19 protein-coding genes and 3 pseudogenes are annotated in these 17,984 nt (G+C 59.6%); 5 read left to right on the forward strand and 17 right to left on the reverse strand.

All coding sequences use genetic code 11. The features are described from left to right. Positions 1 to 540: 540 nt before the first annotated feature. Positions 541 to 741, reverse strand: a pseudogene (locus A3AY_RS39255) (LysR substrate-binding domain-containing protein); the annotation flags it as partial. Between the two features lie 258 nt (positions 742 to 999). Then, positions 1,000 to 1,584 (reverse strand): DUF1349 domain-containing protein, encoded by a 585-nt coding sequence (locus tag A3AY_RS0119355; RefSeq protein ID WP_018327322.1) that lies wholly within the window; start codon positions 1,582 to 1,584, stop codon positions 1,000 to 1,002. Positions 1,585 to 1,788: 204 nt separating this feature from the next. On the opposite strand from A3AY_RS0119355, the gene A3AY_RS0119360 reads away from it, so the two are divergent. After that, positions 1,789 to 3,972, forward strand: a complete 2,184-nt coding sequence (locus tag A3AY_RS0119360) for a bifunctional diguanylate cyclase/phosphodiesterase (protein WP_018327323.1) — start codon at positions 1,789 to 1,791, stop codon at positions 3,970 to 3,972. 289 nt (positions 3,973 to 4,261) lie between these two features. Beyond that, complete coding sequence (locus A3AY_RS0119365; protein ID WP_018327324.1) at positions 4,262 to 4,645, forward strand: VOC family protein; 384 nt, start codon at positions 4,262 to 4,264, stop codon at positions 4,643 to 4,645. A 99-nt stretch (positions 4,646 to 4,744) separates the two neighbouring features. Here A3AY_RS0119365 and virB11 read toward each other — a convergent pair whose 3' ends face one another. From virB11 to A3AY_RS0119430, 13 genes are read right to left on the reverse strand one after another with little or no spacing between them, the layout of a single operon-like run. Next, a complete protein-coding gene (gene virB11, locus A3AY_RS0119370; RefSeq protein ID WP_018327325.1) occupies positions 4,745 to 5,773 on the reverse strand; it encodes a P-type DNA transfer ATPase VirB11 in 1,029 nt (342 codons plus the stop codon). Between the two features lie 9 nt (positions 5,774 to 5,782). Further along, positions 5,783 to 6,958, reverse strand: coding sequence for a type IV secretion system protein VirB10 (gene virB10, locus A3AY_RS0119375; protein ID WP_018327326.1), 1,176 nt, complete (start codon positions 6,956 to 6,958; stop codon positions 5,783 to 5,785). A 9-nt stretch (positions 6,959 to 6,967) separates the two neighbouring features. Further along, positions 6,968 to 7,825 carry a P-type conjugative transfer protein VirB9 gene (gene virB9 / locus A3AY_RS0119380; protein WP_018327327.1) on the reverse strand — a complete coding sequence of 286 codons (858 nt, stop codon included), beginning with the start codon at positions 7,823 to 7,825 and terminating at the stop codon, positions 6,968 to 6,970. Further along, complete coding sequence (locus A3AY_RS0119385; RefSeq protein WP_018327328.1) at positions 7,822 to 8,493, reverse strand: VirB8 family type IV secretion system protein; 672 nt, start codon at positions 8,491 to 8,493, stop codon at positions 7,822 to 7,824. Before A3AY_RS0119385 ends, virB9 begins: the two co-directional genes overlap by 4 nt. Position 8,494: 1 nt before the next feature. Beyond that, positions 8,495 to 8,779 (reverse strand): hypothetical protein, encoded by a 285-nt coding sequence (locus A3AY_RS0119390; RefSeq protein WP_018327329.1) that lies wholly within the window; start codon positions 8,777 to 8,779, stop codon positions 8,495 to 8,497. Between the two features lie 38 nt (positions 8,780 to 8,817). Beyond that, the gene (locus A3AY_RS0119395) at positions 8,818 to 9,750 is read right to left on the reverse strand and encodes a TrbL/VirB6 family protein (protein WP_018327330.1); all 933 of its coding nucleotides are present in this window, start codon (positions 9,748 to 9,750) and stop codon (positions 8,818 to 8,820) included. A 3-nt stretch (positions 9,751 to 9,753) separates the two neighbouring features. Further along, a complete protein-coding gene (locus A3AY_RS0119400) occupies positions 9,754 to 9,981 on the reverse strand; it encodes an EexN family lipoprotein (protein WP_018327331.1) in 228 nt (75 codons plus the stop codon). Then, the gene (gene virB5 / locus A3AY_RS0119405; protein ID WP_040668985.1) at positions 9,978 to 10,676 is read right to left on the reverse strand and encodes a P-type DNA transfer protein VirB5; all 699 of its coding nucleotides are present in this window, start codon (positions 10,674 to 10,676) and stop codon (positions 9,978 to 9,980) included. Before virB5 ends, A3AY_RS0119400 begins: the two co-directional genes overlap by 4 nt. Beyond that, a complete protein-coding gene (locus A3AY_RS0119410; protein WP_026203624.1) occupies positions 10,676 to 13,042 on the reverse strand; it encodes a VirB4 family type IV secretion/conjugal transfer ATPase in 2,367 nt (788 codons plus the stop codon). Before A3AY_RS0119410 ends, virB5 begins: the two co-directional genes overlap by 1 nt. Continuing rightward, positions 13,035 to 13,373, reverse strand: a complete 339-nt coding sequence (locus tag A3AY_RS0119415; RefSeq protein WP_018327334.1) for a VirB3 family type IV secretion system protein — start codon at positions 13,371 to 13,373, stop codon at positions 13,035 to 13,037. The genes A3AY_RS0119410 and A3AY_RS0119415 overlap by 8 nt, the downstream gene beginning before the upstream one ends. A 5-nt stretch (positions 13,374 to 13,378) precedes the next feature. Next, positions 13,379 to 13,678, reverse strand: coding sequence for a TrbC/VirB2 family protein (locus A3AY_RS0119420; RefSeq protein WP_018327335.1), 300 nt, complete (start codon positions 13,676 to 13,678; stop codon positions 13,379 to 13,381). Next, positions 13,675 to 14,334: a lysozyme family protein gene (locus A3AY_RS0119425; RefSeq protein ID WP_018327336.1), complete on the reverse strand. Its 660-nt coding sequence runs from the start codon at positions 14,332 to 14,334 to the stop codon at positions 13,675 to 13,677. Before A3AY_RS0119425 ends, A3AY_RS0119420 begins: the two co-directional genes overlap by 4 nt. Before the next feature lie 3 nt (positions 14,335 to 14,337). Continuing rightward, positions 14,338 to 14,877 (reverse strand): hypothetical protein, encoded by a 540-nt coding sequence (locus tag A3AY_RS0119430; RefSeq protein ID WP_018327337.1) that lies wholly within the window; start codon positions 14,875 to 14,877, stop codon positions 14,338 to 14,340. A gap of 95 nt (positions 14,878 to 14,972) precedes the next feature. Here A3AY_RS0119430 and A3AY_RS0119435 point away from each other — a divergent pair, with 95 nt between their 5' ends. The 3 genes and pseudogenes from A3AY_RS0119435 to A3AY_RS41515 form a co-directional block, all read left to right on the forward strand. Next, the gene (locus tag A3AY_RS0119435; RefSeq protein WP_018327338.1) at positions 14,973 to 15,344 is read left to right on the forward strand and encodes a hypothetical protein; all 372 of its coding nucleotides are present in this window, start codon (positions 14,973 to 14,975) and stop codon (positions 15,342 to 15,344) included. Positions 15,345 to 15,409: 65 nt separating this feature from the next. Beyond that, a pseudogene (locus tag A3AY_RS41675) lies at positions 15,410 to 15,551 on the forward strand (recombinase family protein); the annotation flags it as partial. A 44-nt stretch (positions 15,552 to 15,595) separates the two neighbouring features. After that, positions 15,596 to 15,747, forward strand: a pseudogene (locus tag A3AY_RS41515) (non-homologous end-joining DNA ligase); the annotation flags it as partial. 347 nt (positions 15,748 to 16,094) lie between these two features. On the opposite strand, the gene A3AY_RS0119445 reads toward A3AY_RS41515, so the two are convergent. Beyond that, entirely contained in the window at positions 16,095 to 17,090 is a 996-nt protein-coding gene (locus A3AY_RS0119445; protein WP_018327339.1) for a HupE/UreJ family protein, read from the reverse strand. Continuing rightward, entirely contained in the window at positions 17,087 to 17,929 is an 843-nt protein-coding gene (locus A3AY_RS0119450; protein ID WP_245275937.1) for a peptidyl-prolyl cis-trans isomerase, read from the reverse strand. The genes A3AY_RS0119445 and A3AY_RS0119450 overlap by 4 nt, the downstream gene beginning before the upstream one ends. Positions 17,930 to 17,984: the final 55 nt, after the last annotated feature.

Raw genomic sequence — 17,984 nt, forward strand, 5'->3', positions numbered from 1 at the left:
TGGCGGCCGGCATTCTCCTGCCATGTTGCGCGGTATGCCAGGGCATTCGAGACACTCCCGACAAATTCCGTAGTCGTCTGGTTCCGGTTCAAATGGCCGTCGGCAACAGACGCACAACGCAACGCCAAGGGCAGCACAGTTCCTCGGCTCCGGAGGGATTATCTCGATCGCTGTCCCATCAAAATCCCGGGTGTCGGCTTCCATGATTTCTACTCCGCGACACTTGTGTAGAATGAGATGGGAACGGGTGATTGCTCCTTCCAGATCGTATCCAGGTTTTTTTCTGACGTCGAAGCCGGCGCCTGCGCTCGAAAACACGACACGCGGTTTGGGTAGCGTCGACGATCACCGGATCATCCTCACGCGCTCGCGGCGGCACCAGGCCGCGATTCCGCTCGTCTCCCGTTGTTGGCCTGCCCCCTGCGGCGGCATCACGCGTGGCCCGGCCTATTCCGTACACGGTGATTGCATCAAAACTGGCCAGCCGATCTCCTAATGTAGTCAACGAAAGCACGCAGCGGCGCCGGGACGAGGCGGCGAGCGCTGGATACGAGGTCCGATCGGTACCGCGATCATATCCTGGTCCAGACGCTCCTCGTAGCGGATGCCCGCATCGCACCCGGCCGCCAACACGCCGTTGAAGGTCTCGTCAGCGATCACCTCCAGCCGGATGCCGGGACAGGCTGCCTGGAATAGTGCAACGATGCTCGGCAGCACCAGCCCCGCGGCGCTGCGCGCGACCTGCACGAACGCATTCAGATCACGAGATCGTCCTTCATTGTTCGCCCTTCCGCACAGCCTGTACAGATTGTATAGGGCGTCTTTCTTGGCCGAAAATCCGGACAGCGCTGACGCACCATGTCCGTCGATGGCTGGTGAAACCACCCGGAGAGAATTAGGCAACTATCGTGTCTAATTTCGGAGTCATGTCCCGGCGCGCTCGCCGCTAATTGAGAAATGTCGGTGTCAGGATCGGATGCCTATCAGAGAGGGGTTGCTTCAGCTCAGATCGTGAAGGTCGGTGGTGATTGCCGGTGCGATCGCAAAATCGGAAAAGTTGACGGTCAGGTCGCCACGCTCCGGCGTGCAAGCGGTCGGACCGACTTCATAGGCCGAGGCAAGCGGAAAGGGCGCAAGACGCACCAAGGGCCAGACCTTGCCATAGCGCGAGGCCTGTATTCGCATGGCACCCTTTGCAACCGTCACGCGGATGTAGAAATCCTCAAGGTCGTCAAACGGCCGCGACACCGACCAATCAGATTTACCGTCGGTGATCACGGTGCTGAGGAAAAGCTCGCCATCGGTGAACTCGACGCCGGTCTTTGCCCAGCGATTTTCATCGATGCGCACCATCATGCCCGCCTGATCGTAGAGCGTGCGGAACTCGCCCCGGATGCGCACTTTGGCAGTGAAACTGTCAGCCGTGGGAAAGCCGAGAAAATGACCGCTGTCGCGGGTAAATCCGTAATAGGTCTTCCGCCAGAAATCAGTTTTTTCGTCCGTCGTGAGGGTCAGGCCGGTGTGATCAACATGCCATCTGGTCGGCTCGTTCAGCCATTTCCCATCGCTGAAATTTACGTTCATTGCACTTCTTCCTGTTGGCTCTGGAGCAATATGCATCGGTTCATTGATACAGAAAACGGCAGCTCCCGTAGTGACATGCCCTCTTAACCCCGCATTAGGCAGCCCTTGTTAAGTTTCGCTTTGCAGCGCCTTGCGGGCATGATGCCTTTCTGCGTTTCTCGGCTCGGGGAACATGCTACATTCCAGGAGCGGGGATTCCAACAATTGCATAGACACGTCTTTTCGGAGGGCCGTCGCAGGCAGCTACAAGTCGTTGCTGTCGCAACAATTTTTGTCGTCGTCGCCGCCGTGCTTGCGGGGCTGGTCGCCGGGTCAATCAATACACTCACGGCCACGGCCGACGCGATCGACGACGGACGTGCAAGGCATGCCGCGGCGGGCGCGCTGCAATCTCTTCGCAAACAACTCGGCGCGACGGTGCGTGACAATGCCTATTGGGACGACGCATTCGAACAGGTCAACTCTGACGCCCGGGTAGACTGGACGGTCGAGAACTGGGGCTCTACGACTGCGGACTACCCACTTTACGATACCGCCATCGTCGTTGACAGCCGCAACGTGCCCGTTATCGCATATCGCAACGGCGCGCCGATGGAAGTCCCGCCTGCACAATTCTTCGGTAATTTCTCGGCTCTCTTGAAAGCTGCAAGGCGCGCTGGCCCGTCTGACCCAGTACCCGTGCACTTCGTTCACTCCTCAGCGGGGACAGCCTTGATCGGAGCGGCCGCCATCCAACCGTTTGAGCGCGAGCCTTCCATGAGACCCCAAGACTTTTATGTGCTGGTGTTTGCCAAGCACATCACACCCGCGGTGGTCGCAGAGGTTTCGGAGAGCTTCAACATTGCCGGCCTCAGTCTCGACCCTTATCCAGTTCCCGGACGGCTGGAGGCGATCCTCACGGATGTGGCTGGGAACAAGGTAGCGGCGTTCACCTGGCCATCGCAGGCGCCGGGGACCAAAAGCTACGCAATGGTTGCCAGCGACCTGCGGGCAGCAGGCGCAGTCCTGGTGGTTTTCCTGTGCGGCATCGGCATCGTCGGAGCCGTTACCGTCCGAAGTTTGAAAGCAAGCGAACGTCGCGCTCGCTACAGGGCCCTGCGTGATCCGCTCACTGGGTTGTTGAACCGGGCAGGCCTGCTCGAGAGCATGAGCGGCATATCGGCCGAGGCAAATTCGAATACCCCCGTCATCAAACTTCACTTCATCGATCTCGATGGCTTCAAGGCAGTTAATGATGCGTGGGGACACAACGTCGGCGACGAACTCATCGTCGCGGTCTCGCACCGTTTGATGGAGACCCTACCGGAAAATGCGATCATTGCCCGATTGGGTGGCGACGAGTTCGCTGTTGTCACAATCGAGAATCCTTACCTCCCAGCATCCGATATTGGCCATCGCATTCAGCGTGGGCTTTCAAGGATATTTGAGATCGGCGGCCGCACGATCGAGATCGGTGCGAGCGTCGGGGTGGCAACGTCGCCCTCGGGCATGATCGAGACGGGCGAACTTATCCGTCGCGCCGATATTGCGCTCTATCGTGCCAAGGACCTTGGCCGCGGTCAGACCGTTGATTTCGAGGACAGCTTTGATGATGATACCAACAGACAGGCGGCTCTCGAAGCACAGTTGCGGACGACGTTGGCGGCTGGCAACATCGATGTGGCGTTCCAAGCCCTTTTCGACGCGAAATCCGGTTCGATCTGTGGCGTGGAAGCCCTGGCCCGCTGGATTACGGAGGGTGGAGACAGGATTGCTCCCGACGTTTTCATTCCGCTGGCGGAGCGCTCGGGCTTGATTGACCAACTGGGCCTGCAGGTTCTCAAGAAATCTCTTCAGGCGGCGACCTCCTGGCCCGCCATAGGCCTGGCGGTCAACGTCTCGCCGCTCCAGCTCAAGAACCCTAGGTTCGTAAAGCAGGTCACCGACGCATTGGAGACGGCCGATTTCGATCCGCGCCGCTTGAGCATCGAACTGACAGAGGGTGTGCTGATCTCTGACCCCGAACAGGCCCGTCGCGCCATAGATGGCCTCAAAGCTGCGGGGATAAAGGTTGCTCTGGATGATTTCGGATCGGGGTTTGCGAGTGTCGGAACGCTGCGCCAGTTCGGCTTCGACCGCATGAAGGTGGATCGCTCGCTGATCGCAACTCTCGACCATGATCAGAACGCCGGAGCTGTGTTGCACGCGACGATCGCTCTAGCCAATGCGCTCGACATTCCAGTCACGGCAGAGGGGATTGAAACCGAAGCGCAGGCCGAGGTTCTCAGGGTGTCCGGTTGCGACGCGCTGCAGGGATATTTGTTCAGCAGACCGATCAGCGCCGAACAGTTCACGGAGGCATACTTCAACGGCAAGCGTGACCTCGGGAAGGACCGATCCGCGGCATAACCTGGCACGACTCCTGCCCTCAGAACAGGGCATCGCTGCGGGCTGGCCGACGCACTCTGTAGCCGGATCGGTCGAGTTTCCCGCTCTGGTCGGAAGGCCACCGTTTCATCATTGATCGGCTCCACCGGACATGGCTCGCGCTAGAAGGCGTGGAATCCGCGACAGATGGGCCGTCGAGGTCGACTTCAATCACTGCAGCTTACCCTGTAAAATGAGGTCTGACTTCCATTCCAATCCACGCCGCCGCTGGCCGAACGCGGCTCGGCGGCCCTAACTTCAGGAGGCAAGGATGTCAGACACTATCGTCAATGTGCGATACATGGTCGATGACGTCGAAGTGGCCGTCGAATGGTACACCAGACACCTTGGCTTTTCGCTTCTCTCCAGCCACGCACCCGCTTTTGCCGACATCAAGCTCGGATCGTTGCGGCTCTTGCTCAGTGGGCCGACCAGCTCGGCGGGCCGACCGATGCCCGATGGAGAACAACCGCGGCCCGGTGGCTGGAACCGCATTCACCTCATCGTCGACGATTTGCCTGCCGAGGTCGCTCGTTTACGCACCACCGGCGCACAGTTCCGCAACGATATCGTTACGGGGCCTGGCGGGTCGCAAATTCTGTTGGTAGACCCCTCCGGGAATCTCGTTGAGTTGTTCCAGCCGGTTCGCCGCTGACTTCAATTGCGAGATCCGCATGGCGCGGACGCGGCCTCACAGCGAAGGTCACGCCGAGAGCGCGCCCCTTAGGAAAAAACATGGAACAGCTTGACCTCGTCAGTTCCGGAGCAGTCGTACCGATCGATGAGTGTCTTCGGCGTGCCGGTAATAGACCTCGCTCACCCGAAACCGTCCGTCGACGCGTTTGCACTGGACGACGACGTCGATGGCGATCGTCAACAGCTCGCGGATATCATGCCGCTCAAGCTCCCTGCCACCCTCCGATTCCTTGATCAGCAACGTCATCTGTTCGAAGGCAAGTCGAGCGGAATCGGCGTGGACCGTTGTGATCGAGCCAGGGTGGCCGGAATTCACATTGCGGATATAGTAGAAGGCCGTTCCGTCTCGCAGTTCCTGCAGCAGGATCCGATCAGGCCGCATGCGCAGGCAGGATTCCAGCAGGTCCTTGGCGCCGACCTTCGCCGTGCCCTGCGCGCCCTTGGAGTAAAACAGGCGAACGTGGTTCGATTGCGGGATGACCAGTTCGGGCGTGTCCTCGATCGAGATGATACGCTCGCTTGAAGGAATATGACGTATCAACGCCTTCGATAGGGTCGTTTTGCCTGATCCCGTTGCACCGGAAATGATGATGTTCTTTCTCGCGTATACGGCTTCTCGCAGAAATGCCTTGTAGGCCTTCTTTCGGTAAAATTCCAAAAGCCTCCGGTCCGACGAGTCGGCGCTTTTTTCAGCTCGCACCGCATCGTCAAACAGCCCGTCCTGGTCGAGATCGTCCAGGCTTAGCGATACCGACGACGGCTTCCGGATTGTGACACTGACAGTTCCCCTGGTCGTCGCCGGTGGGATTACGATCTGAATTCGCTCGCCGTCAGGCAGCGTGGCCGACAGGATCGGCCGGGTCTCGTCGATCGATTGATTGGAATAGCTTGCAACAGCGCGTGCGAGACGCATCAGTTTATCGAACGATAGCTCCGGCAGATCGTGGGTCTGCCACCCCGCCGTGCCCTCTGTTACGATCTGCCTCGGTCGATTGACGATGACCTCGTAGAGCGACTTGTCGCGCAGACAGGGCGAGAATGGAGCGAGGAGCTCGCGTACGACAGCGGAGTCGGCCGCTTCTCTCATCTGGATTTCCTATTTCGTAACGAGTGGCGATGCGTGGCTAAAATCGCCGAGGACGGCGCGATCGTAGATGTTGTTGCGCGGCTCCTTGAGGCGCAGCCGGTAGACGCCGGAAAAGTCGAGGTCACGGGCGACGAAGATCGAGACCAGGTCGCCCTGGTGCTTCAGGAGTGTCGGCGGGATATTGATCGACTGTTCCACGGCAATCGCGGCGGCCTGTTGTCCGGCACTCGTGGTGTTCTGCGCCTCGACATCGCCTTCCTGTAGTCGACCGTTCGCGTAGGAGCTCGCATCGCCGACGATCGACAGCAAAATCGCGCTGCCGAAGCGTTCCCACCAATGCGTATCGACATAGCCATCCATGCCCGCACGACCGAGAGCATCCGTCGCAGGGGATGCAAGGGTAATGATCACTCCCGTCGGCGTCTTGGCGCGGTTCCACAGCACAAACAGACGTTTCTGACCGCGGCGAAGGCCCCCCCGATATTCGCCGACGACCTGCGTGCCCTTCTCCATCAGCACGACGCGGCCATTATCCGAGAGCACATCTCGGTTGATGAGGCAGCTTGCAAAGCCCGGCTGATCCGATGAGAGCGCCGTCTCCAGGACGCAGGGGATTGCGGTTCCCATCGCCACGATGAAATCCCGGTTGCCGAGCGTGCCGGCGCGCGAGCCCTGCAATTGCGTCGGTGTCAGCATCCGATCGAGGCGCTGATCTTCGTTTTCGGCCTGTGAACCGAGGGTGCCGGGATTGGCGTCGAGCGGAAGGTAGTTCGACGCCGCGCCCGAACTCTGTTCCGGGTTCCGGCGATTGGTCTGTGGCGCCTTTTCGCCACCATAGGCTATCACTGGCGCGCGCCGGGCAGCATCCAGCAGCTTGTCATCCTCGGTCGGCTCCCGCTCGGTCACCACAGGCGTCGGAAGTTGGACTTGCATCGGCGTTGTGACTGGCTGGACCGGTTCCTTGGCCGGCTCGAAATCCGACGTCTGGCGGATCACGACCCGTTCCGGCCGTGCACCTTCGACCGGTCCGTTCTGACCCCGCATCGACCAGAGGGCAAAAGCGACGAAAGCAACGATCGCCACGGTAACCGCGCCGCGTTTGAGGATCGGGTTGTTGTCTAGGCCACGGCCGGTCGATGTTTCCGCGCGCTCTCCAGGAATCCGGGTGTTGTCTTCCTCGGCCATGAAACTTCCCTATCGCGCTTCAGCGGGTTGCATCGTGACGACGCGCTCGACGGACGGTGACGTGGTGTTGGTTTGCGGGTTGATTCCGAGGCGATCGTGGGCCTCGTTGAACACGCACAGAACGTCTCCGCCCCTGCGCAGAATGAACTTGCGGCTGATCGCGTGGACCAGCACCAGATTGCCGTCGACAGATTTCGGAACCAGACTCTCGGACTCGTCGGAATTTTCCACATAGATTGCCGGCATTTCCTGATTGCCGACAAAGGCGAAAGTCGTGACCTTGCCGTTGTCGTAGACCGCCTGCGGTTCGAGCGCGGCCGAGCCTTGCGCGGAATAGCGCCAGTTCCGCGGCCCGTAAGCCTCATGGAGGGCAAGAACCCGATCCGCTGCGCCGGCCTCAGCAGTTTGGGCACGGGCGGCAGCCTCAAGTCGTCGGCGTTGGGCCTCATCGGCGGGATAGCGATACTTGACGTAGAAATAGGTATTTTGCCCGGCTTCGACTGTTCCGTCACGCACCGTCAGTTCCATCTGATAGCTGCGCGTCGTTCCATCGCGTCTGCTCGTCACAACCGAGATATTGGTCACGGGCTGATTTTCGCGCGGTTTCAGGAACAGGATGTTCCCGGCCGGTGCCACCTCCCATGCCACGCTGTTGCCGAGCGCCACGTGAGCGATCTCCTCGTCGGCGGCAAATTCGACCTGAACCGAGGACCGCAAGGTGCCGACGATCCTTGTGATATTGTAGGGCTGATAGTCCACGAAGCGGATGCGGCCGTCCTGCGATGCACCGCGGGGAATTTCCAGCGCAAACGCCGTCGGGGAAAGACCGAAGGTCAGAGCAAGGACGATCAGGAGTGTCTTTCTCAATTGATGGCCTCCGGATCGGCTCGATATTCGCTGACAGCGAAGCCCAGGGGATTGACCAGCCGGTCGGTGGACGACATCGGCGCATTGACGTAGGAAAAGGTGAGCGTCGCCACCCAGTGCGAGCTACGCACATCGTCTCCGCGGGTGATTATTCGCATGTAGCGCACAGAGGTCACGGTGGCATTGATCAGGGAGATGGAAACAATGCTGATGCGCGCGGTGGCGTTGCGGCCGTAAACATTCTGCGGAGAGTCCGGATTGCTGCCCCGGTAGACCGCTGAAAAGCGGGCCTGCTCCGGCTGGGTCGACAGCAAGGCAACAGTGCGGAAGTTCTCCTCTGCCTCGCTCCAGACGTAGCCTTCTCGCGCTCGTACATACCTCGCCGCGAAATATTTGGTGACGGCCTCATCGTAGGTGCCGGCGGTGGATGTCAATGCCGAAACGACATCGACGATGCCCGTGGAATTATCGACGCGCACCACGAAGGGTTCCACCGTTTTCAAGGGGGTGAGCGCTGCAATGGCAAAGACGGAGGCAGCCGCCAGGACACTGGCACAGCCAGCAACGAGCCAGGCAATACGGGCTGAGCGCTCCATCTGGATCAGCCGATCCTGATCGAACCGGCGGGCCTTGTCGAAATAGCTCTTGAGATTATCGGGAGTCACCACGTCACTTGCCCTCACAGGGGCGGTAAGAAACGTCGACATCGACAAGGGCAAAGGCGGCTGGCACGACCGGGACCGTTTCCACCGCATAGGAAGCAACAGGGTCCGCCGTGCCCGTGGGGACGGCCTTGGATGTAAACTGCTTCAGTTTGCTTGTGTCTTCCCACTGCCACATGGACCGGTTCAAAGGCCGGCGGGAGTAGCCGTCGCATTTGGGAAGCCGGTGTAACGTCGAGCCGCAGCCGCAAAGCGCCCCGGTGATGAGAACCAACGAAACGATGCGAAGCATGCGGAAACAACCTGTTGCTTTTTGCGAGGGAGCAGCCGTCATTCGACGCCTCGCGGTCTCAACCGACGCCCGACGGAGCTTGCCCCGCGCCCGACCGCACTTACGGTATGCGAGGCTGCCCGCGTCAGCGTGCTTTCGTGAGCATCCCGAGCGGCACCAAATCCGTAAGTGAGGGACGCCCCGCCTGCCGCGAGCGCCGACGCAATACCTGGCAGTTGATAGAAGACGTAAAAAGCAGCAAGGCAGATGGCGCAAAGCGCGATCGGGCGCATCAGAAGGTCGGTATAGCTTTCAATCGCCGTGAAGGTCGCGTCGATGCAAGTGATCAACAGCGAACCGACCGCAACGACCAAGATCTGCAGTATGACGAAATTGGCAAGCTGGCCGATCCAGGCCTCGGTGAATCGGCGGGTGGACTGAAACATCGCAAGTGCGATGAAGATCGGGCCGATCGCAAGCACGATGGCGAGTGCCAGCCGCGCATAGAGCGAAACGATATAACCAATCGTCGCCACGATGACACTCGCGCCAATTACCATTATCCCACCAGTGCCAGTGACGATGTCGACCGGCCAGGAAGCATGCGACCAGATCTCTTGGGCGCACTTCTGCCCCTTGTCGAGCAGGCTATCGAACGTGGAGGCGCTCGGGGTCGTGCCCGTGTTCAGCGCTTGGGAAAGCTCTTTGGGCAGTGTCTCGAAGAAAATATCGGCCACATAGACCTGATACTGGTTGGCATTCCTTACCAGCATGACGATGATCGCAAGCTTCATTGCCCGAAACGCAAACTCAAGCATAGGCTCTTGAACGGAACCCCGCAGCACAATGTAGCCGTAAAGCACCACGTAGAGGGTCAGCGCCGCGGTGAGCGGACCGGTGACCCAGTTTGCAATGTTCGAGGTGCCAGAGGAGATAAAGGTTTCCACGGGCATTTTGAACTGGCCGTCGACGAAGCTGAAGACTTGATACATGGTTCAGCCTCCAAGCGATTTGCGCATGCGCTCAAGACGCAGCTTCCAATCCGCAGCATCAGCGTTCCGGCAATTGGGCGCCTCCCGTAGCTCGCCGGGATTGTTGCGGCATTCCTTCAGGACCTTCGAAAGCAGAGCCTCATCAGCCTCGTCGACCGTATAGGTTCTTTCCGTCTGGCCGGAGCAAGCCGAGAGGGCAACCGCAATTGTTCCAACAAGCGCATATTTCATTTGAGCGCCTCTGCCATTGCGTCCATGCGTTTGCGCCAATCCTCTGCCTTTCGCTGGTCATCGACCTGTACCTGTGCCTGTTGCATCATCTGCAGGCCCTGCATGCGAAGCACGTCGGTTTGCAGGAATGCCGTCTCCGCCTGTAGCCGAGCCTGGAGATCGGCGATGTCCTTGGCGTCCGCTGCGCGCGATATCTGCTGGCGCAGCTGATCGATGCCGTCGATGCGTTTGGTGGCCGCATCGTAGATCTGCTGACCGAGGCTCATCTGGCCGGCATTCTGGTTCTGGACACGCGCCAGTTCCTGTGCGTAGAAATCATTGGCGCTCGGACGATAGGTCGAATTGTCCTCAAGGAATCTCGAAGCGGCGCGCCCGAAGGCTCCGCTGCCGGATCCCTTCAGCAAGCCTTCTATGGCATTGAAATCCTGGGGTAATGCCTTGCGGATCGACGGGGCGTTCAGCAGGCTTGCGACGTCGGCCATGTCGGTGATCTTGTTCAACGATCCATACAGCTGTTCAGCCTGCTGGAGCTGCTCGTGGAGCGTGTCGAGCTGAGACTTCAGCTGCGTGATGCTCTCGATCTGCTTGGCGATCGCCGTCTGGTCGATCACCGGGATACCCTGTGCGCATGCCATTGCGGCCGGCCACAGGAAAGCTGTCGCTGCAAGAGCAACCCGTATCCTGCTCGCGTCCATCATCCCGTTCTCCTTCGTTGCTGAAACACCGGTAGCCAGTCCTCACGCCGATCACCGACCTCCGCCCTGATCGCCTCGGCGAGTTCGACACTCGCGGTTCGGCCGGACAATATGTCGAGCTCGTCATCGAAGCCTCTGAGGTTGAGCTCTGCGACGACGCTGTTATGCCCTTGCTTGACGATGAACCGGCGGCTTTCGATCGAAAGGTCGCGCGAGACGAGTTCGAACTCCCGCTCGGTCAGTTTGAAACCGTCGACGTAGTCGGCATGATCGCCCCGCGGATTGGGAAGGAAGATCTGAGTCGGGCACTGCTCGATGATGGTGTGGGCGATCGGCGAGACAATGGCGTCGCGCGGGCTCTGGGTCGCAAACAACATCAGCCCGTTCTGTTTGCGGATCGTCTTGAGCTTGTTCTGGGCGAGATCGCGAAAGCCTTCGTCCTGGAGGGCCTTCCAAAATTCGTCGATCACGATGATGATGCGACGCCCGTCAACCAGCTGCTCGATGCGGAAGAACAGATAGTCCATCAACGGTGTCCGGATTTCCTCGTTGTCGAGGAAATCGGTCATGTCGTAACCGATGAATTTCGCGCCAATACCGATGTCGTCGGTCTCGTTGTCGAATACCCAGCCAAGCGGACCTCCCCTCTCCCACCTGCGCAACCGCGAGGCGATGCCCTCGGGATCGGTGTTGTCGAGGAAAGTGCGCAAGGCGCCGATAGAGCGTCTTTCGACCGGCAGATCCGCAAGGCCGTCGACGGCCCCGGCGATGTCGTGCAACTCGGTGACCGTGAGCTCACGTTTCGCCGATCCGACCAGTTTGCCGATCCAGCGTGAGAGAAACACCCTGTTTTGCGCGGTGAGCTTAAGTGCCTTCAGCGGCGCGCAGCCGGTGGCAAGACCGTTCCTGAGCGGCAGATAGCGGCCACCCGCTGCCCGGACGAAAAGGTCTGCGCCGCGATCCTTGTCGAAAAAGATCATGTGGGGATCATGTTTTTCGAGCTGGGAAAGCATGAAATTCAGGAGCACTGTTTTGCCCGTGCCCGAGGGTCCGCAGACGAATGTGTTGCCAAGATCGCTGTGATGGAAGTTGAAGTAGAAAGGTGAGCCGGACGCCGTTTTTAGCATGGCGACTGCGGGTCCCCATTCGTTGCCGTCCTTCTGGCCGGTCGGATAGGTATGATAGGGAGACAGTGCTGCGAAATTTCGTGACGTTATTGCTCCGGATCTTGCGCGGTAACGGAAATTGCCTGGCAACTGCCCCCACCAGGCGGCTTCGAGCCCAAGATCCTCGCGGGCGACCACCGCTCCGCCGTTGGTAAGCTGGGCTCGCGCTTTCGCCATGTTTTCGGTGAGCTGCTTCACCGAGGGCGCGAAGACCGACAGCGCAAGATAGTGTTCTCCCAGGACGAAGCGGTTCGATTCCAGATCGTCCATGGCGTCGCCGAGCTCTTCAATCTGCGACGCCGCCTTGTCGCCGGCACTGACCATCTGGTTTTGCTTGCGGCCCAGGATGGTGCGGGCATCGGCTTTCGATGCGAAAGCGAAAGATTGCGTCAGGATAAGCTCGAACGGCGCCGTCAGGATGCCGTCGAGCATGCCGCTGCGCGCGGTGGCGGGATATTCCTTGAGCCCGAATATACCGGCGTAGCGCGTGTCGGCCTCATGGCGGATCTCGACGGTCTCGCGACCAAAAATGACCCGATCCGAGTAGATCGCCGAGGAAATCCTGCCCTCAGTCAATGGGACGCGCTCGCGCCGGCCTCCCACGATCTCGTGCAGCATCTCGCTCGGTTCGGAAAACAACATACCATCCTGTTCGTAGAGGGACAGTACGCGAGCCTCGAAGCGCTTCAGGCCCGCCGTGATGTCGGATACCTTGTCGCGCAGGTGCTTCAAGGCATTCTCATCGAGTTCGACGTCGCAGCGACGTGCCCTGCGCAGGCGGGGAAGCAGGTTGGCGGCCTTTTCGGCGGGATCTAAACCGGGATGCCAGACCAGCGATAGGTAAAGGTCGTTGCGAAAAAGGTCCTCACCGATCATGCGCTCGCGGTACCTTGAATTGAGCCCTTCAGAGAAGGGATTGGCGAACTGCCCTTGCGGATAGTCGTTGTCGCGACGGCGAACGACGTGCGTCCAAAGCGCGAGGCGCTCATCGGCGATGTTCCGGTAGAGTGTGTTCAGCTCGCGGTGCAGGCTGTTGAGTTCCAGGACATCGGCGGTTTCGAACGACACGCCGCCGACCGCGAGCACCACCATCAGCGCCCTGGAATCGAGCGCGATCGCTGCCTCATCGATGTGGCGCACGTAAGGAATGAAGGTTTCCGGCCCGAGTTCGCGGGACCGAAGCGTTGCGTTGCTAGGCAAGGCCAAAGTCCCTTTCGTCGTAGCGTCTGGTGAGCCTTAGGGGCGAAAGCGTGGCGCCACCCCAGTATGACGTGTTGCGCGAACGGCCGCGGGTCTCGATCCAAGAAAGGAGGATGCGGAACATGTTATGGTCATGTTTGACCAGCGTGCGAAACAGGAAATGGAAGACGACGCCGACAAGCGCGTAGGCGAGCGATCCGGCCGTAATGTAGAGGATCGTCGTCAGCATGACGTTCAGGCCCATCGCCTCCATCGTCACCCCGCCAATCATGGCCGGGCGGGTGCAGGCAAGGAACAGGATGTCCTCCTCGATGCTGGCGGCTTTGGCCATGGCGTTCAGCCTCCGACGATCGTGTTCACCAGCTCGGTAGCGCCGAAAATTCCGCCGATACCGATGATCCAGAAGCCGGCGCGACGCAGATCCATATAGCCGAACATCCAGGCAATGCAGATAATGATGACGGCAATGATGGCGAGCAGGCGGGCGATGTTGCCGGTCAACATGGTGACGATGTTTTGCAGGACGGTTTCGACACCGGCCGCCTGGGCAAAGGCCGGCTCGACCAGGCACGCAACGATGGCTGCTGCCATCAAGGCAGACGCCGCGAGAGGGCGAAGATTGGCTTTCAAGATCATTCACTTTGCTCCGATCGATCATTTTGAAAGACGAGAACCGAAGACCGCCGCTGGGCGTTGAAGACGTTCCATGAGGTGGCTTCATCGGCTTGGGGAAGAGACTTTGCGACTGACCCCTCTTGTGCGTCTAAGGGCTCATCGACAGGGGCTTCATCGCGCAACCCGGCGATGGAAAGCGATGCCAGCTTGGGGAGCAACCGGACCATTTCCTGGCGGACCTGCTCGTCATATCGGACCATATTATCGATAGACGGGTCGTCTCGGCCGTAATAGCACTGAAGCATCACCGTTTCGGCGTGTGCTGCATTGGCGCCCGCACGCAATGCAAGGCGATAGTATCCGTCGAGGAGAGTGGCCGTTGCCTTGAGGTTCCGGCACGGATCGAACGCATCCGATATCGAGAGTTTCAGCTTGCGCAGTTCCTCCATGCCGATTCCGCCAAGGCCGAGTTGGATGTCCTGGTGATCCGCAGCGAGTGCGGTAGCGCGCTCAATTGCCTCGGCCTTGGATGTGGGTTGTACGCGAAGAGGCAAGCCGCTGTTGATACGAATCGCGAAGGGTTTGAAGTGACTCTCGAGACTGACGACGGCGGCGAGCGTTCTGACGCCCACCAAGGGTGCGCAGGTCTGCGCGAGGTCCACGAAAGCGACGGCCATCGATCAGTACCAGACCCGCTGCGTTGCGGCCCCGTCGATGGTGATGTCGACATAATGGGGCTGCGATCGCACATTCGGGCGGGCTGTCGAATGCCCCTTGCATTGGAGGCGTCCATCCTCCTTTTCCCAGCGCGGTGACCGGACAGAATCTGTGACGAACTGGTGGCCGTCCCCGTGACTGACGCAGAATACGTTGCGCACCTGTTTCAGGGCAGTTGACACGCAGGTTGCTTTGCGTCCGTGCGGACCAAAGTCGCCTTCCAGCCGGTATCCGGCTTCGCAATAATACGGCTCGTAGCCTGGCCGCGAACTGTGAAAGCCCACGCCGCTGCACGTCGGGAACGAATGGCCCGAGGCAAGCTCCCGCCAAAGTTTCCGGATCGGAGGCCGGCATTCGGCAAATTTGGCAGGGCCATCGGGGCTGGAGAGGCACAGGACGACCTGGCAACCCCAGTCGCTTGCTTGCGCGTTGCCACCGGAGATACGATAGGGTGACAGGATGTAGCAGGCGGCTACAAACGAGTTGAGCAGAAGGTTTTTCATGAACACGTCCTCCGAAACAAGACATTCCCGCGCAGACAAGATGGGACTGCCTCATTTGCATCGTCATACTGACGTATATAACACAGTAAAATAACATGACAAGAGCGCTCAAACCCCAATGGCACAATCTCGCCTTCTCAGGTCTCATTCTGCATGAGATTCTCGATCACCCACTTGACGACGAGACACCCCAGGCCAGACTGAAGCAGGTCGGCATGATGACGATCCTTTACAGCATGAACCAGAGCCACCAGAAGCTAACCCTTTCCAATATTATGGAAATAACGGCTCTGACGCGTAGCGGCGTCAAGGAGACAGTGGATCTTCTGGTCAAGCGCGGAATGTTGAAAGAGACACTCGTCAAGAACTCGATGGGTCGCGGAACGGCACGGCAATTCGAGATATCTGAGAAACTCCTGGAGAAGCTGAGCGCCTTTGGAGCCGGGTCGGTATCCGATTTTAACTGATGTATTTAAGGATGTTATATTGCGCGAGCCTGAAGAAGCTGCAAGCCGCTCGGCCGGACACTCACCACCTTTTTCAACACGCGAAGGATCTCTCGCACCGGGGAATCGGCCTCAGAGTGATTACCGGAAAGGGAGCGCACGATGGCTGGTCTCGCGGCTGACCGGGCTAGAACACGCAACGGAGGGCGGGAGTTCGCTCTCACCAAACGCGGATCTCTTGCAGCTAAAAGCTAGCGTCGCCCAACGATCGGCGATCCGATTTCGGCTTGCTGCAGCGGGCGCTCGGCCGCCGGCACACGGCGCACGAACCCGGCGAAATCATCCTCGACGCTTTCGATCTCCTCTATCTTGACGGCCGAAATTTGCGCCAGCTGCGCAGCGCGAACGCCAGCGGCTGCTGGACCTTTTTCCAATGCAGCGAACGCATGTCAAAACAAGAAATTGAGACGTGCGTCATTCAGGCGGAAGCAGTAGTCGCTTCGAAGAGCCGCTAAATTCCGGAAGAGATGTTTTGTGATCCAGTGAGCACAGATCGAACGCAGACCGTTCGTGTGCGCTTTGACGCCCGTTGCAGCTTATTCTCTCAACTCCCCTACTGCATAATCCCTTAAATCGGAATCAATTTAAGGAGAAAATTATGCAGCAGTTTCAGAGTGCTACAGCGGCGACACAAAAGAGCGACCGCAAAATCCGGCGTCTGCGACCTTGGCGGGGCGCATATTGGATGTCATCGGGCTGGTGTTCGGAAGTTTATGCTGCTAACCCGGCGATCCGCGGAACCAGCCACAACATCGCGGCGGTCCCGATTATGTAGGCGCCGAGCTGACGCGCCAGTGCGGGCTGTATTTTGCCCCGTGTGCCTGCTGCCCGAAGCACGACCAGCGCCGCGGCGACGAAGGTCAGCTGTCCTGCCTCGACGCCCAGGTTGAATGTCAGCAGGCTCAGCGGCACGTCAGATTGCGGCAAGCCGATTTCCTTCAGGGCCCCGGCGAAACCGAAACCATGCAGCAGCCCGAACGCGAAGGCCACGACCCAGGGGTAGCTTTCGGAAAGCCGCCTTTCGCCCGGCTTAATCTTGATAAGTTCACTGGCGACGAACGCGATGCTCAGCGCGATTGTTGCTTCCACCGGCTTCTGCGGCAAACTGAAAAAACCGAACGATGCTCCAGCTAGCGTGATGCTGTGCGCGATGGTGAAAGCGGTGATCGTCTTGAACAGCATCCAGCGATCCTGGATGAGCAGCATGAGCGCAAGCACAAAGAGTAGATGATCAAGACCTGAAAGTATGTGGTCGACGCCTAGCAGGAAGTAGGTTTGCGCCACCTCGATGGTGGTCTGTGCGCCGGCTGCGACGAAGGAGGGCGCGTCCGGCATGAGGCGCACGACCTCCGTCTCGCCGTTCTCGTATTCGACGCGGACGAGCGCTTCGGTCATGGTCGACTTGAGGCCGTCGATGCCGATCTCACCGCCCCCTAATCTGCCTGCACAGGCGACGGTCCATCGCTCCAGATAAGCTCCGTCCACGATCGACCTCGCCGGTTCGGCTTTCTCGATGCAAGCTTTCGGCAGACTTACATAGAGCCCGAGGCGCATGTCGCCTTGCGCCGGAACCTTCCAGACGACGGCGAACTCGTCGCTCGCAGTTTGGCGAATGTCGAGATAGGCCGGCCGAATCTCATGAGCGGACCCCGGTGTGGCCAGCAACATCGGCATCAGCATGGCCAGCAGCGCGCCAAGCCGCGTCATGGGTCGGTTCCTGCGCCAGCCAGGCTTTCAATGCTCACCACATATCGCTTGAGGCGATCGGCGAAGCGTTGGCGCTCGAGTTCGGCGCGTTTGGCATTCGTCCACTCCCGCGCCACCGCGTCGCGAACCTCGTCGAGTGCCGGCACTCGGCCGCGCACACGCTCCGTCACGCGGATCAGGTGCAGGCCGAAGGCGGAATTGATAGGCCCGCTCCATTGGCCCAAAGGAGCCTTGCTGAGTTCCTCCGCGAAATCGGCGCCGAAGGTCTGGCCGATCGATGCCTTGGCCGAAAGCGGAAGGTCGGGCGGAAGCAGCGTGGGGTCGCCAAAAAGGCCGAGATCCGTGGCCGGGTTGGTCAGCAGTGCTTCGCGGATGGAAGCCGCGTCCTGCGCGATCGTGTCGCCGCGCCGCTGAGGATTGAAGAACACCTGCTGGAAGGCCAGCAACGGATCGATCTCGAATGTGGCCGCATTGGCTTCCAGATAGGCGCCGAGCTCAGCATCGGTCGCTGACAGAGCTTCGGCGTCGGCCGTGTTCAGGAATTCCATTTTCTGACGCAAGCGGCGACGAACGACCGTGTCGTCCCTGTCGAGCCCGAGTTCCAGCGCTTGGCGTACCAGAATTTCTTCCTTTACATAGTCGTCGATAAGGCCTTTCAGTTCCTCCGCAGTTGGCGAGCGCTGCCAAGTCTTTGTGAACACGCTCGCCATCTGCTCGATCTTCGACGCCGTGACGACGATGCTGTCCGGCTGGTCTTCCGCGTCGGCGCCCAAGAGCCCGTATCCCGCAAAGATCAGCAGCGCGAGAGCCAGGAAGTGGACCAGCGGTTCTCTCAGCACGCGTTTCAAGAAAATCCTGCTCACTCGTTTGCCGGATGCCGGACCCGACCGTCCG

The organism is Rhizobium giardinii bv. giardinii H152, assembly GCF_000379605.1.
GTDB classification, from domain to species: Bacteria; Pseudomonadota; Alphaproteobacteria; order Rhizobiales; family Rhizobiaceae; genus Pararhizobium; species Pararhizobium giardinii.